Raw genomic sequence first — 13,539 nt, 5'->3', positions numbered from 1 at the left:
CCCGCATCACGCCGCCGCCCTCTAAAATCGCACGTCAGGGCAATCGCACCGCCAGAAGATGGAGCCGCACCCCATGGCCGACCACCCCGCCTACCCCGTAGGCCTCCGCCTGGCCGGCCGCCGCGTGGTCGTCCTCGGCGGCGGCCAGGTGGCCCAGCGCCGCCTCCCGGCCCTGATCGCGGCCGGCGCGGACGTCACCCTCGTCTCGCCCGAGGCCACCCCCTCCGTGGAGGCCATGGCGGACGCGGGCGAGATCACCTGGGAACGCCGGCCCTACGCGGAGGGCGACCTCGCCGACGCCTGGTACGCCCTCATCGCCACCAGCGACCTCGACGCCAACACCACCGCCTCCGCCGAAGCGGAACGCACCCGCGTCTGGTGCGTCCGCTCCGACGACGCCGACCGGGCCACCGCCTGGACCCCGGCGACCGGCCACAGCGAGGGCGTCACGGTGGCCGTCCTCACCACCGACGCCAAGGGCCGCGACCCCCGCCACACCGCCGCCGTCCGCGACGCCGTCGTGGCCGGACTGCGCGACGGCACGCTCGTCGCCCCCCACCACCGCACCCGCACCCCGGGCGTCGCCCTCGTCGGCGGCGGCCCCGGCGACCCCGACCTCATCACGGTCCGCGGGCGGCGCCTGCTCGCCGAGGCCGACGTCGTCGTCGCCGACCGGCTCGGCCCGCGCGACCTGCTCGCCGAACTCCCGCCGCACGTCGAGGTGATCGACGCCGCGAAGATCCCGTACGGCCGCTACATGGCCCAGGAGGCCATCAACAACGCGCTGATCGAGCACGCCAAGCAGGGCAAGTCGGTCGTACGGCTCAAGGGCGGCGACCCCTTCGTCTTCGGCCGGGGCATGGAGGAGGTCCAGGCCCTCGCGGACGCCGGCATCCCCTGCACGGTCGTCCCCGGCATCTCCAGCTCGATCTCCGTGCCCGGCGCGGCCGGCATCCCGGTCACCCACCGCGGTGTCGCCCATGAGTTCACCGTGGTCAGCGGCCATGTCGCCCCCGACGACGAGCGCTCCCTCGTCGACTGGCCGTCCCTGGCGAAGCTGACCGGCACCCTGGTGATCCTCATGGGCGTCGACAAGATCGGCCGGATCGCCGAGACCCTCGTCGCCCACGGCCGGTCCCCGGACACCCCGGTCGCCCTCGTCCAGGAGGGCACCACGGCCGCGCAGCGCCGCGTCGACGCGACCCTGGCGACCGTCGCCGAGACCGTGCGCACCGAGGACGTGAAGCCGCCGGCGGTCATCGTCGTCGGCGAGGTCGTCACCGTGGGCCCGCGCGTGGGGGAGCGTCCCACCGCGGGATGAGCCGCGGCCGACCACCGAGCCCCCGACCTCCCCCCACCACCCCGTACCGGACAAGGCAGTGCACCCCGTGGCCGAACTCATCACCGTCGACGACCCCGACGACCCCCGCCTGCACGACTACACGGACCTGACCGACGTCGAACTGCGCCGCAGGCGCGAACCGGCCGAGGGACTGTTCATCGCCGAGGGCGAGAAGGTCATCCGCCGGGCCGCGGACGCCGGTTACGCGATGCGCTCGATGCTGCTGTCCGCCAAGTGGGTCGACGTCATGCGGGACGTCATCGACGAACTCCCCGTCCCCGTCTACACGGTGACCCCCGAGCTCGCCGAGCGGGTCACCGGCTACCACGTGCACCGCGGCGCCCTCGCCTCCATGCGGCGCAAGCCGCTGCCCACGGCGGCCGAACTCCTCGGGCCCGCCCGCCGGGTGGTGGTCATGGAGGCCGTCAACGACCACACCAACATCGGCGCCATCTTCCGCTCCGCCGCCGCGCTCGGCATGGACGCCGTGCTGCTCTCCCCGGACTGCGCCGACCCGCTGTACCGCCGCAGCGTCAAGGTCTCCATGGGCGCCGTCTTCTCCGTGCCGTACGCCCGGCTCGACACCTGGCCCAAGGGACTGGAGGCGGTCCGCGAGGCCGGGTTCACGCTGCTCGCGCTCACCCCGGACGAGAAGGCCACGTCCCTCGACGAGGCCGCCGCGCACCGCATGGACCGGGTCGCGCTGATGCTCGGCGCCGAGGGCGACGGCCTGTCCACCAAGGCCCTGGTCGCCGCCGACGAATGGGTCCGCATCCCCATGTCCCACGGCGTCGACTCCCTCAACGTGGGAGCGGCCGCGGCGGTCGCCTTCTACGCGGCGACGACGGGCCGCCCGGCGCGGTGACGACAGGCCGCCCCTGCGGTGGTGATGACGGGCCGCCCCTGTGTGGCGACGGCGGGGCGCGCCTACGGTGGTGATGACGGCCCGCCCCTGAGGTGACGACGAGCCCTCCCGTCGCGGTGACGGTCCGTCGCCGTGGCGGCGCGTGCCGTCCCGCCCCTCGCTACTCCACGCTCGGCGGCGCCGAGTGCCGTCCGTGCCGGTCGGGTGCGGGAGTCGGATGTCCCAGGCCGTGTGCCGGGCCCTGACAGCCCTGGGCCAGGGCGATGCCGAGGGCGACCAGCAGGGTCACCACCACGAACACGAACAGCCGTTGCCGCAGGAGCCGGGGGTTGGCGGGCCGCCGCCCCGTGCCCGTCGTCCGCGGCCCCTGCCGCCCGGCACCACTGCGCGGCGCGGGCCTGCTCCCGCTCCCGCTGCTCGGCCGGGTGCCGCCGCGCGACACCGGAGTCGGCCGCGCCCCGCCGGAACGCGACGGGACACCGCCACCGGAGCGGCCCGAACCGCCTCGTGAGGACGGCGCGCCGCGCCCCGAACTCCCGCCCCGCGGCAGCGGGGTGGTGCCCGGCGCCGACTGGGTGCGCCGCAGGGTGCGCTGCTGCTCCGGGTAGGTGTCCGCGAGCCGTCCGGTGGGCCGGTCGGCCTCGGCGGAACGCGGCGCGGGCGGCCGTACGTCGGCCGGACCGTGTGCCTCGCGCGCCGCGATCTCCTTGAGCCGCAGCGACAGTTGCAGCGTGCTCGGCCGCTCCTCCGGGTCCTTCGCCAGACAGGCCCGCACCAGCGGGGCCAGCGCGTCCGGCACACCGTGCAGATGCGGCTCCTCGTGCACCACGCGGTACAGCATCACCTCGGAACTGCCGTGCCCGAAGGGCGAGTCGCCCGTCGACGCGTACGCCAGCGTCGCCCCGAGCGAGAAGACGTCCGTCGCCGGTGTGACCGCCGCGCCCCGCACCTGCTCGGGCGCGAGGAAGCCCGGCGAGCCGACCGCCGTACCGACGTGGGTGAGCGTGGACGCGCCGGTCGCCCAGGCGATGCCGAAGTCGATGATCCGCGGCCCCTTCGGGGACAGCAGGATGTTGGACGGCTTCAGGTCCCGGTGCACCACACCCGCCTCGTGCACCGCGACGAGCCCCTCCGAGAGGGCGGCACCCACGGCCGCCGCCTCCGCGGCGCCCAGCGGCCCCTCGTCGGCGACCTTGTCGTGGAGCGACGGTCCGGGCACGTACTGGGTGGCGAACCACGGCCGGTCGGCGTCGAGATCGGCCGCCACGAGGCGGGCCGTGCACCCGCCCCTGATCCGCCGGGCCGCCGACACCTCGCGCGCGAACCGCGAGCGGAACTCCTGGTCCTCCGCCAGATCGGGCCGGATCACCTTGAGCGCGACGCGCTGCCCCTTCTTGTCGGAGCCCAGATAGACGACGCCCATCCCGCCCGCGCCGAGCCGTCTGTGAAGCCTGAACGAGCCGACGACGCGCGGGTCCTCGCGCCTCAGGCGCATCATCGCCATGTTCATCCCCGCTGCCCGGTCCGTGTGACGTGCCACAGCTTACGTTTCCACAGCCGCCCGCGCGCAGAGGCCGCGCCCTCTCGAACCGATCGTTTGTCAGCTGCGCGCGTAAGAGATGAGACGTGGTCAAGAAGCCGCGGAAAACGGTGTCCTTGGCCGCGCCACACGCTCAACCGTCCGACACGGAAGGGGGATTGGCCGACCGCGGGGTGACGGCCGGTGGGTGGTCGCGGCCCGTGGACGACCGCCGCGGACACCCGCCGTCCAGGCCCTCCGGACGGCCCGCCGGGGGAGGCCGACGGCGTCCGGAGAGGTGGTTGAAGTGATCGAAGTCACCCGGTGGCGGCCTCTTTCCCCCAGCCCGGGACAGCACGGACATGACCGGACACTCAGGACACCCCCTCAGGGAAGACCCCGAGACACCGGCCCATGTCTCCACCCAGGGGAGTACAGCGCTCTCCATGGCTCATCCTCCGGGAGGCCCGCGATTCGATACGAGGGCATGACGTCCGTCCCGCCCCGCGAGCCTAGATTTGAGGTCAAGCGGCGGGTGCAGCACTCGTCCCCCGAGGTCAGACACCCGCCGCTGCCAAGGACAACAGCACGACAACGGCACGAACACGCAGACGGTCGGGAGAGGGACCATGGCCCAGACGGCACCGCGGACACTGCTCCGCACACACGGACGCACCGCGTTCCGCACCCGTCGCACGGGCCGCCGCCACCCCCTGGTGGCGACGCTCATGGCCCTTCCCCTGGCGGCCCTGCTCCTCCTCGTCTTCGACGGCTGGGAGACAGTGGCCACACAGGCGTCGTCCGTGGGTGTGATGCTGGGGCGCTGAGCGGCGACCCCAGGCCCGGAAGAGCGGTCCGGGTGGGGACATCCATCCATGAAACCCCGTGGGGACGGGGGTGCGGCGGACGGCACAGATGCCGGCGCAGCTGGGGAGCTGCGCCGGCATTGCTCTGTGCCCGCGTCCTGGGCGAGGCTCCGCGTACGCCCTCCAGCCGCCGCACCGACCCGGGACGGGAGTCCAGTGACCGCAGACATACTCCCGTGGCTGACCGCCCGCGCCGGCGCCGCGGCCCATCCCGCCGGGACCCCCTGCGCGTGCGGCGCCGCCGTCACCCTCGCCGACCGCCCCGACGCCACCGTCGTCCGGCACGCGGCCACCGTCGCCAAGGCCCACGCCCCCGGCACCGACCCCGTCGGCCTGGCCCTGCGGCTCGGTGTCGCGGCCCGCCTCCCGGACGTCCTGCTCGCCCCCCTCTCCACCACCCCGGCCGAGGCGCACGACCGGCTCGTCACGTTCTGGCCCCACGGCGCACCCGTGGACCCGGACGACCCGGACGCCGCCCCCTGGGAAGCCGCCGCGACCCTGCTCGCCCGCCTCCACCGCACCCCGCCGCCCATCGGCCTGCCCCCGATGCGCGGCCCCCGCAAGGCGGCCCGCGCGCTCACCCGGCTGCGCACCGCCCTCACCGCCACGGGCACCGGCGCGAGCGACGCGGCCCCGGTCCTCGACGCCTGGGCCGGCCTGCCCGCCTGGGCCCGCGCCGAGGCACCCATGCCCGGGCCCGCCGCCCTCTGCCACGGCGACCTGCACCTCGGCCAGCTCGTCCGGCACCCCGCACCCGACGGACCCTGGCGGCTCATCGACGTCGACGACCTCGGCACCGGCGTCCCCGCCTGGGACCTCGCCCGCCCCGCCGCCTGGTTCGCCTGCGGCCTCCTCCCGCCCGACGAGTGGTCCCGCTTCCTGGACGCCTACCGCGCCGCGGGCGGCACCGCCGTGCCCGGCACCGCGGACCCCTGGCCCGCGCTGGACGTGCCCGCGCGCGCCCTCACCGTGCAGACCGCGGCCCTCGCACTCACCAAGGCGCTCACCGCGCGGCGCCCGCTGGACGAGGTCGAGCGGGCCGTGGTCGACGCCTGTGCCCGAATGGCCCGCCGACCACCGGAGTCGGCGGAGGAATTCCCGACGTAGGGTGCAACCGACCCCGGCCGGACGGAGTCTGTCCAGGGGAACCACCAAGCAGGAGCGAACGGCGAGGAGTTGAGCCGAGCATGCAGTGTCCGAAGTGTCATGCGCCGATGCACACCTACAACCGCAACGGCGTCCAGATCGAGCAGTGCAGCGGCTGCCGGGGCATCTTCCTGGACTACGGGGAGCTGGAGGCGCTGACCCGCCTGGAGTCGCAGTGGTCGCAGCCGGCCCCGCCGCCCCCGCCCGCCCCGCAGGCGTACCCGGCCCCCTCCGCCCCCGTCTGGGGCGCCCCGCACGGCGGCGGTCACGGGGGGCACCACGGCGGCCACCACCGCCACAAGAGCTTCGGCCACATGCTGTTCTCCAGCTGAGCCCACGACGAAGCCCCCGGCCGCAGGGCCGGGGGCTTCCGTGTGTGGACGATACTGGGATTGAACCAGTGACCTCTTCCGTGTCAGGGAAGCGCTCTCCCGCTGAGCTAATCGTCCTCAGGACCGCGACCCGGGGGCCACGGACGGTGCGTGCGCGATACTGGGATTGAACCAGTGACCTCTTCCGTGTCAGGGAAGCGCTCTCCCGCTGAGCTAATCGCGCGGGGATCCTCGCGGGCCAAGGCCCTTGCGGACCAGTGGACGATACTGGGATTGAACCAGTGACCTCTTCCGTGTCAGGGAAGCGCTCTCCCGCTGAGCTAATCGTCCTTGGAGGTGGAGACGGGATTTGAACCCGTGTAGACGGCTTTGCAGGCCGTTGCCTCGCCTCTCGGCCACTCCACCAGGAGTGTAGGGGATCGGGAGAACCCCCACTTCCTACGAGCGGACGACGAGGCTCGAACTCGCGACCTCAACCTTGGCAAGGTTGCGCTCTACCAACTGAGCTACGTCCGCCTGTCGGTTCGGTCGGCTTGCGCGTCCCGGCGACGTGTTGAACTCTAGCGGATTCCCCGGCGAGCACAAAAACGCGTTTACGCAGCGTGCTGCGCCGTGCCCACCGGACGACGTGGTCAGGGCACCCGCGGGACACGCCCGGGCCACCCCGGGGACACCCCGACCTAGACTCGACCGCGTGCACCGGCTCCCTCCCCTCGCCCGCTTCGGCGACCGCGTCGCCACCGGTCTGCTCGACGTCACCGACGACCCCGCCGCCCTGGAGTCCAGCGGATTCTGGTCCGTCTGCGCCGACTTCGAGGGCCGGCTGACCTGCGCCCGCTTCGCGGACGTACGCGAGGAGCCGGTACCCGCGCCGGTGCCGGGACGCTGGCGGGGACCCGCCACGGGCGACTGGACGTCGTCCCTCGACCACGACGCGTACACCGCCGGCGTACGCAGCGTGCGCGAACGCATCGCGACCGGCGAGGTCTACCAGGCCAACCTCTGCCGGGTGCTCTCGGCGCCCGTCGGACCGGACGCCGACGTCGACGCCCTCACCTCCCTGCTGGCCCGCGGCAACCCGGCGCCGTACGCCGGAACGATCCGTCTGCCCGCGCACGGCGTCGAGACGGCCACCGCCTCACCCGAACTCTTCCTGCGCCGCACCGGCCGCACCGTCGAGTCCGGCCCCATCAAGGGCACCGGCCGCACCGAGGCCGACCTGCTCGACAAGGACCACGCCGAGAACGTCATGATCGTGGACCTCGTCCGCAACGACCTCGGCCGCGTCTGCGCCACCGGCAGCGTCACCGTCCCCGACCTGTGCGTCGTCGAGAAGCACCCCGGACTCGTCCACCTCGTGTCCACCGTCCGCGGCGAACTGCGCGAGGACGCGGGCTGGCCCGAACTGCTCGCCGCCGCCTTCCCGCCCGGCTCGGTCACCGGAGCGCCCAAGTCCAGCGCCCTGCGCATCATCCGCGACCTGGAGACGGCACCCCGCGGCCCGTACTGCGGCGGCATCGGCTGGGTCGACGCCGACCGCGGCACCGGCGAGCTGGCCGTCGGCATCCGCACCTTCTGGGTCGACCGCGCCGCGGGTGCCCTGCGCTTCGGCACCGGCGCCGGCATCACCTGGGGCTCCGACCCCGAACGGGAGTGGCGGGAGACCGAACTGAAGGCGTCCCGGCTGCTCGCGGTAGCGTCGGGCACGTACGACGCGAGCGGAGGGACTCACCCATGAGGATCTGGCTGGACGGCGGGCTGCAGGACGTGGAGTCCGCCCGTGTCTCCGTCTTCGACCACGGACTGACCGTGGGCGACGGCATCTTCGAGACCGTGAAGGCGACCGACGGCAGGACGTTCGCGCTCACCCGGCACCTCGACCGGCTGACCCGCTCGGCCCGCGGGCTCGGCCTGCCCGACCCCGACCACGACGAGGTCCGCCGCGCCTGCGCCGCCGTCCTCGACGCCAACCCGATGCCGCTCGGCCGGCTGCGCATCACCTACACCGGCGGCCACGGCCCCCTCGGCTCCGACCGCGGCGACCGCGGCCCGACCCTCGTCGTCGCCCTCGGCGAGACCGCCCGGCGCCCCGACACCACCGCCGTGATCACCGTCCCCTGGACCCGCAACGAGCGCGGCGCCCTCACCGGCCTGAAGACCACCTCGTACGCCGAGAACGTCGTCGCCCTCGCCCGCGCCCACCGGCAGGGCGCCTCCGAGGCCCTGTTCGCCAACACGGTCGGACAGCTCTGCGAGGGCACAGGCTCCAACGTCTTCGTCGTCCTCGACGGCGAGATCCACACCCCGCCCGTCGCCTCCGGCTGCCTCGCCGGCATCACCCGCGCCCTCACCGTCGAGTGGACCGGCGCCACCGAGACCGACCTGCCCCTGGACGTCCTGGACCGCGCCGACGAGGTCTTCCTCACCTCCACCCTGCGCGACGTCCAGGCCGTGCACCGCGTCGACGACCGCGAACTGCCGGGCGCCCCGGGCCCGGTGACCGCCAAGGCCATGCGGATCTTCGACGAGCGCTCCGGGGACGACCTCGACCCCTGAGCAGCGGGCCGCCCGGAAATGAGCTGACGACGGGCGCCGCGACGGGTAGAACACCGGTGATGACCACCACCCTGCGGCCCACCGAGCCGCTCCAGCACGCCGCCGACGGGGCGTTGTCGCGCCACTACCAGGTGTGCGTGAACAGCCGGCCCGTCGGCGAGGTCCGCCTCGCCACCCACTCCGTCTTCGGGCCCGCCGTCGCCACGATCGGCTCCCTGCGCATCGAGGAACCGGACCGCGGGCGCGGCCGGGGAGCCGTCGCCGCCCTCGCCGCCGAGGAGGTGGTCCGCGGCTGGGGCTGCACCCGCGTCGAGATCACCGTGCCCGCCGAGTCGGCCCCGGCGCTGCGCCTGGCCCGGTCCCTCGGCTACGTCCACCGCAACCGCGGCATGGAGAAACCGCTCGGCACCACCGCCCCTGCGCTCCCCGAGGGCAGCCGGGGCCGGCCCATGACCGAGGCCGAGTACACGGAATGGCACGCCCGGGGGCTCGTGGACTACGCGCGCAGCTGGGTCCAGCGGGGCGTGCCCGAGGAACAGGCGCGGGAGAAGTCCGAGCGGGACCACGCCCGGCTGCTGCCCCGGGGCATGGCCACCGAGGGCATGCGCTTCAGCGTCCTGGAGCACGAGGGCACCCCGGTCGGCACGCTGTGGGTGGCGCTCGCGGACAAGGCGTTCGTGTACGACGTCGAGGCCGACGCCCGCTTCCGCGGCCGGGGCCACGGCCGCTCGCTGATGCTGCTCGCCGAGGCCCAGGCGATCGCCGCGGGCAGGGACACCCTCGGCCTCAACGTCTTCGCGGGCAACACCCCGGCCGAGCGCCTCTACGACTCCCTCGGCTACGCGCCCGTGCTGTACGCGATGTACAAGAACCTGCTCTGAGGTCAGCCCCGTTCGGCCAGCAGCCGGTCCGCGATCTCCTCGACGCGCTCGCGCAGCCCTTCCTGGCTCTTGCCGCCGTCGAGGCGCTCGCCGCCGATGACGTACGTCGGGGTGCCCGTGACGCCGATCGCCTTCCCCTCGGCCTGGTCGGCGTCGACCACCAGGATGTGCCGCCCGTCGATCAGCGCGGTGTCGAACTCCTCGGCGTCGAGGCCGAGTTCCCCGGCCACCTCGACGAGGAAGGGCTCCCCGCGGCGGTCCAGCTCCTCGACCCGGCCGAGCACGGCCTCGACGTACTCCCAGCCCCGCCCCTGCTCCAGCGCCTCCTCGGCGGCCTGCGCGGCGGCGAAGGCGTGCCCGTGCTTCTCCAGCGGGAAGTGCCGCAGCCGCAGCTCCAGCCGGTCGCCGTAGCGGGCCCGCAGGGCGCGCAGGTCGTCCAGTGCGGTGCGGCAGTCCGGGCACTGGAGTTCGCACCACACGTCCAGGACAGGGACGGGTGCGGCGGGGGAGGAGTGGCCGGGTGCGGTGGGGGAGGAGTGGCCGGGTGCGGCGGGGGAGGAGCGGCCGGGTGCGGCGGGGGAGGAGTCGTTCATGGTCCACAGTCTTCCAGGCCGGCGGGCGGCGACCCAATCGACCGCACTCCGCCGACGGACGCCGGGCACCGGGTGTGCGCCCGTGACCGGCACCTGGGGAGGAGGCGACCCGGAGATGTCCCTGATGTCGGGTCCGGGCATGGCACGGCGGGACGGGGGCGGTGCACGATGGAAGGGACGCGGCGCGTCATGAGGTGCCGCGCGCCCCGACCGCCCGAGCCCGCCTGGAGGACCGGATGATTGCCGAGACCGTCTGTTCCGCCGTGTCCGCGGCCGGCCTGGGCGTGGCCGCCGTCACGGCCTACCGCAAGCGTTTCCTCGCGGCCGCTCGCATCGCGGCCTACTCGCTGGTGCCGATCGGCCTGGTGATGACCGGTGTCGTCGGCTGGCTCGCCGACACCGCCTTCAGCCCGACCGCCTGGGCCGGTTTCGGTGTGCTCGGCGTGGCCTGGGCCCTGTTCGCGACCACCCGCGCCGTCGAACGCCGACGCGGCGGCACCCGTGCCGAGCGCAAGGCGGCCCGTGCCGAGCGGCGGGGCGACACCGTGGCGCCCGCCGCCTCGGCACCCGCCCTCGGTCCTGCGACGCGTCCGGCCGCCCGGCCCGCCGCGCCCCGCGCCGCCGGTGGGACCGGTGCGGCCGGTGCGACCGGTGCGGCCGGCCCGACGGACGACTTCAGCGACATCGAGGCCATCCTCAAGAAGCACGGCATATGACCTCACCTGGGGCGTAGCACCGGCCGCGCCCCGGGCCGGTCGCCCGGCGCACCGGAGTGACAGGGTTCGTCCCCGCGCCGGGCGGAAGTGTTCACCGCCCGGAACGAATCGAACCGGACAGAACGGAATTCAGTGAACTCCCGCCTATTTCGGGCGTGTTGATCGCGGACAGGGTGTCCGCTGGGTCATCATCGCCGCGAGATGCTGGACACGGAACAGAGCGAGGCCGCGCCGCCGAAGGACGAGCCGCGCGGGTGCCTCTTCGCCCTTTCCCAGCCACCGCTGATGATCTTCCTTGCGGTGATCGGGTGTCTGCTCCTCATGGCTGCGCTGCACGATCTGCTGTTGCTGTGAGCCGTACACGTCAGTCCCGGCGCCACCCGCCGGGCTGACGTCGGCATCAAAAGGGCGTCGCGAAGCGGGCCGGGTGATCAGCCCGCCGCCTCCTTGCGCCTCGCCCGGTACGCCGCCACGTGCAGCCGGTTCCCGCAGGTACGGCTGTCGCAGTAGCGGCGCGAACGGTTGCGGGAGAGATCCACGAAGGCCCGCCGGCAGTCCGGGGCCTCACAGCGCCGCAGCCGCTCCTGCTCGCCCGCGACCACGAAGAACGCCAGCGCCATCCCGCAGTCGGCGGCCAGGTGGTCGGCCACCGAGGCGCCGGGCGCGAAGTAGTGCACGTGCCAGTCGTAGCCGTCGTGGTCCGTGAGCTGGGGCGTCGTGCCCGCCGCGGCCACCAGCTCGTTGATCATCGCGGCCGCCTTCCGGGGGTCCTCTGCGGCGAAGATCCCCGCGAACCGCGCCCGGATCCTGCGCACCGCCGACAGATCGAAGTCCGACAGCAGCCCCACGTCGGAGATGTCGTGCGTTCGTACGAAATCCGTGAGGGCCACCACGTCCGACAGCCCGTCCGCCGCCGCCTCGTGCTCCGGCGCGGTGTTCACCAGATCCACCACGGTGTCGAGCGCGCACCGGGTGTCGTGGGTGATCAGCACGTTTCGCTCCCTGGGCTGGGGGTCGGGCAGGCGCCCGCCGATGCTGGCCGATGGTAATGGCTGGACCGCCGGTAGAACGGTTTTGCGAGAACCTTCGGTTCCCCACTGCCCCCTGCGGCCCGCGCCGGGTGCCCGTACGCACACCGACGCCGCCGCCGTGAGAACTCACGGTGACGGCGTCGGCGATGCCGTATGCGGTTGTCGTGGCCCGAGCCGTCTCCCCGAGTGGACGGCGTCGGGCGGTCTGTGGGGGCGGCCTAGCTCTCCGCCAGGATGTGGGAGAGCTCCTGATCCAGATCGAAGTGCCGGTGCTCCGTGCCGGGCGGCACGGCGGCGTCGGTCCGCTTCAGGAAGGACTCCAGGGCCCGCGCCGGGGCCTCGAGCAGGGCCTCACCCTCCGGAGAGCTCAGGGCGATGCACACGACGCCCTGACCGTGACTGCGGGAGGGCCAGACGCGGACGTCGCCGGTACCGGTGGGCCGGTGCAGGCCCTCGGCGAGGAGGTCGCGGGCGAACACCCACTCGACGGTCTCCTCGGCTCCGGTGTGGAAGGTGGCGTGCACGGCGTAGGGGTCGGCCGTGTCGTACCGCAGGCCCGCGGGGACGGGCAGGGAGGACTCGCTCGACACAACGAGGCGCAGGTGCAGCTCGCAGCTGACCGTGGTGTTCATAAGCGCCAGGGCCTTTCGCTCAGTGTGCGCTCGGGGATTCGCACGTCGGCGAAATCGACATGCCACCTACGGTGCCGTTGTAAACCCCTCTGAGTGTTTTGCGTGTCTTTACGTAACTCTTCCGGCCGAGATCCCTTACGAGAGGTACGACCATTCCGGTGACCGGTTTCACTCGGGTAGGGTTTGGTCGTATGAATACGGGGAGTGACGGGCAGAGCGAGACCACCGTGGCCTCGCAAGGCGCGGACGAGGACGAGGACGGCGCGCGGGACGAGCGGGGACTCGGATCGAGGGCGCCGGACTTCATCAAGGCGCGCCGGGCGCTGCACGTGAGCTGGCAGGTCGGCGTCTTCGTCGTCGGCCTCGCGGTCGTGGCCGCCGGCGTCGTCATGCTGCCCCTGCCCGGACCGGGCTGGGTCGTGATCTTCGGCGGCATGGCGATCTGGGCGACCGAGTTCGTCTGGGCCCAGCTCGTGCTGCGCTGGACGAAACGCAAGGTCACGGAGGCCGCCCAGCGCGCCCTCGACCCCAAGGTCCGCCGCCGCAACATCACCCTGACCGTGATCGGCCTGGTCGTCATCGGCGTCCTGCTCGGGATCTACCTCTGGAAGTTCGGCGTGGTCATGCCCTGGAAGATCGAGGACCAGTGACGCCGGACGGGCGCGGGCGTCCTTCCGCGGTGGTCGGGGGCAACCCCTGACATGGGGTAATGTTCTCCGTGCGCCCGGGCGATTAGCTCAGTGGGAGAGCGCTTCGTTCACACCGAAGAGGTCACTGGTTCGAGCCCAGTATCGCCCACCCGGACACGGCGGCCCGTCTGCGACCAGCGGACGGGCCGCCGTCGTGTTCCCGCTCGCCGGGCATGCCGCCGCCGGAGTCCCGTCACCCAAGGTGACCATCGTCCGGGAGTCCGGCCGCCCGCTCCGAGCGCACCGACGCGAACGCCGAGAAGAATCGGCCGCCGGACTTCCGGGGAAACGCCGCACCTTTTCGGGAATGCCCGCGTAATTCTCCGGAAGAACGACCGCAGGCATATTCCAGCCGCCCTCAAGTCCGCCGC

The 13,539-nt window shown here is 73.4% G+C and carries 15 protein-coding genes and 6 tRNA genes; 12 read left to right on the top strand and 9 right to left on the bottom strand.

The annotated features are described in order from the left end of the window. Nucleotides 1–73 precede the first annotated feature (73 nt). A complete protein-coding gene (gene cobA / locus AB0F77_RS07535) occupies nt 74–1,321 on the top strand; it encodes a uroporphyrinogen-III C-methyltransferase (protein WP_361943004.1) in 1,248 nt (415 codons plus the stop codon). A gap of 67 nt (nt 1,322–1,388) precedes the next feature. Then, a complete protein-coding gene (locus AB0F77_RS07530) occupies nt 1,389–2,207 on the top strand; it encodes an RNA methyltransferase (RefSeq protein WP_361943001.1) in 819 nt (272 codons plus the stop codon). 160 nt (nt 2,208–2,367) lie between these two features. Here the strand turns inward: AB0F77_RS07530 and AB0F77_RS07525 are convergent, their stop codons facing one another. Beyond that, on the bottom strand, nt 2,368–3,717 hold the full coding sequence (locus AB0F77_RS07525; protein ID WP_361943485.1) for a protein kinase: 1,350 nt from the start codon (nt 3,715–3,717) through the stop codon (nt 2,368–2,370). A gap of 638 nt (nt 3,718–4,355) precedes the next feature. On the opposite strand from AB0F77_RS07525, the gene AB0F77_RS07520 reads away from it, so the two are divergent. The 3 genes from AB0F77_RS07520 (at nt 4,356) to AB0F77_RS07510 (ending at nt 6,070) form a co-directional block, all read left to right on the top strand. Next, a complete protein-coding gene (locus AB0F77_RS07520) occupies nt 4,356–4,553 on the top strand; it encodes a hypothetical protein (protein WP_361942998.1) in 198 nt (65 codons plus the stop codon). A gap of 195 nt (nt 4,554–4,748) precedes the next feature. After that, nucleotides 4,749–5,699: an aminoglycoside phosphotransferase family protein gene (locus AB0F77_RS07515; RefSeq protein WP_361942995.1), complete on the top strand. Its 951-nt coding sequence runs from the start codon at nt 4,749–4,751 to the stop codon at nt 5,697–5,699. An 80-nt stretch (nt 5,700–5,779) separates the two neighbouring features. Continuing rightward, the gene (locus tag AB0F77_RS07510) at nt 5,780–6,070 is read left to right on the top strand and encodes a zf-TFIIB domain-containing protein (RefSeq protein WP_361942992.1); all 291 of its coding nucleotides are present in this window, start codon (nt 5,780–5,782) and stop codon (nt 6,068–6,070) included. A 45-nt stretch (nt 6,071–6,115) separates the two neighbouring features. Here the strand turns inward: AB0F77_RS07510 and AB0F77_RS07505 are convergent. From AB0F77_RS07505 to AB0F77_RS07485, 5 genes are all read right to left on the bottom strand, one after another. Further along, nucleotides 6,116–6,187, bottom strand: a tRNA-Val gene (locus AB0F77_RS07505). Between the two features lie 34 nt (nt 6,188–6,221). Continuing rightward, nucleotides 6,222–6,293 (bottom strand) — tRNA-Val (locus AB0F77_RS07500). Between the two features lie 35 nt (nt 6,294–6,328). Then, nucleotides 6,329–6,400 (bottom strand) — tRNA-Val (locus AB0F77_RS07495). A 1-nt stretch (nt 6,401) separates the two neighbouring features. After that, a tRNA-Cys gene (locus AB0F77_RS07490) sits at nt 6,402–6,475 on the bottom strand. 38 nt (nt 6,476–6,513) lie between these two features. Then, nucleotides 6,514–6,586, bottom strand: a tRNA-Gly gene (locus AB0F77_RS07485). 178 nt (nt 6,587–6,764) lie between these two features. Between AB0F77_RS07485 and AB0F77_RS07480 the strand changes: the two genes are divergently transcribed. From AB0F77_RS07480 to AB0F77_RS07470, 3 genes are read left to right on the top strand one after another with little or no spacing between them, the layout of a single operon-like run. Further along, nucleotides 6,765–7,808, top strand: a complete 1,044-nt coding sequence (locus tag AB0F77_RS07480) for a chorismate-binding protein (RefSeq protein ID WP_361942989.1) — start codon at nt 6,765–6,767, stop codon at nt 7,806–7,808. Continuing rightward, on the top strand, nt 7,805–8,626 hold the full coding sequence (locus tag AB0F77_RS07475; protein ID WP_361942986.1) for an aminodeoxychorismate lyase: 822 nt from the start codon (nt 7,805–7,807) through the stop codon (nt 8,624–8,626). The genes AB0F77_RS07480 and AB0F77_RS07475 overlap by 4 nt, the downstream gene beginning before the upstream one ends. 59 nt (nt 8,627–8,685) lie before the next feature. After that, nucleotides 8,686–9,507: a GNAT family N-acetyltransferase gene (locus tag AB0F77_RS07470; RefSeq protein WP_361942983.1), complete on the top strand. Its 822-nt coding sequence runs from the start codon at nt 8,686–8,688 to the stop codon at nt 9,505–9,507. Between the two features lie 2 nt (nt 9,508–9,509). On the opposite strand, the gene AB0F77_RS07465 is transcribed toward AB0F77_RS07470, so the two are convergent. Further along, a complete protein-coding gene (locus tag AB0F77_RS07465) occupies nt 9,510–10,100 on the bottom strand; it encodes a DsbA family protein (protein ID WP_361942979.1) in 591 nt (196 codons plus the stop codon). A 236-nt stretch (nt 10,101–10,336) separates the two neighbouring features. Between AB0F77_RS07465 and AB0F77_RS07460 the strand changes: the two genes are divergently transcribed. Further along, on the top strand, nt 10,337–10,816 hold the full coding sequence (locus AB0F77_RS07460) for a hypothetical protein (protein ID WP_361942976.1): 480 nt from the start codon (nt 10,337–10,339) through the stop codon (nt 10,814–10,816). Between the two features lie 201 nt (nt 10,817–11,017). Beyond that, nucleotides 11,018–11,170: a hypothetical protein gene (locus tag AB0F77_RS07455; RefSeq protein ID WP_235458847.1), complete on the top strand. Its 153-nt coding sequence runs from the start codon at nt 11,018–11,020 to the stop codon at nt 11,168–11,170. A 77-nt stretch (nt 11,171–11,247) separates the two neighbouring features. Here the strand turns inward: AB0F77_RS07455 and AB0F77_RS07450 are convergent, their stop codons facing one another. Together AB0F77_RS07450 and AB0F77_RS07445 are read right to left on the bottom strand one after the other, a co-directional pair. Then, nucleotides 11,248–11,808 (bottom strand): CGNR zinc finger domain-containing protein, encoded by a 561-nt coding sequence (locus AB0F77_RS07450; protein WP_361942972.1) that lies wholly within the window; start codon nt 11,806–11,808, stop codon nt 11,248–11,250. 257 nt (nt 11,809–12,065) lie between these two features. Then, nucleotides 12,066–12,479 (bottom strand): SsgA family sporulation/cell division regulator, encoded by a 414-nt coding sequence (locus AB0F77_RS07445; protein ID WP_004002642.1) that lies wholly within the window; start codon nt 12,477–12,479, stop codon nt 12,066–12,068. Between the two features lie 191 nt (nt 12,480–12,670). Here AB0F77_RS07445 and AB0F77_RS07440 point away from each other — a divergent pair, with 191 nt between their 5' ends. Together AB0F77_RS07440 and AB0F77_RS07435 are read left to right on the top strand one after the other, a co-directional pair. Continuing rightward, complete coding sequence (locus AB0F77_RS07440) at nt 12,671–13,129, top strand: TIGR02611 family protein (RefSeq protein ID WP_361942969.1); 459 nt, start codon at nt 12,671–12,673, stop codon at nt 13,127–13,129. Between the two features lie 76 nt (nt 13,130–13,205). Then, a tRNA-Val gene (locus AB0F77_RS07435) sits at nt 13,206–13,277 on the top strand. Nucleotides 13,278–13,539: the final 262 nt, after the last annotated feature.

It is taken from the genome of Streptomyces sp. NPDC026672 (genome assembly GCF_040638185.1).
GTDB lineage: Bacteria > Actinomycetota > Actinomycetes > Streptomycetales > Streptomycetaceae > Streptomyces.
Note: the sequence above shows the minus strand (reverse complement) of the source record. Positions and strands in the feature narration are given on the sequence as shown.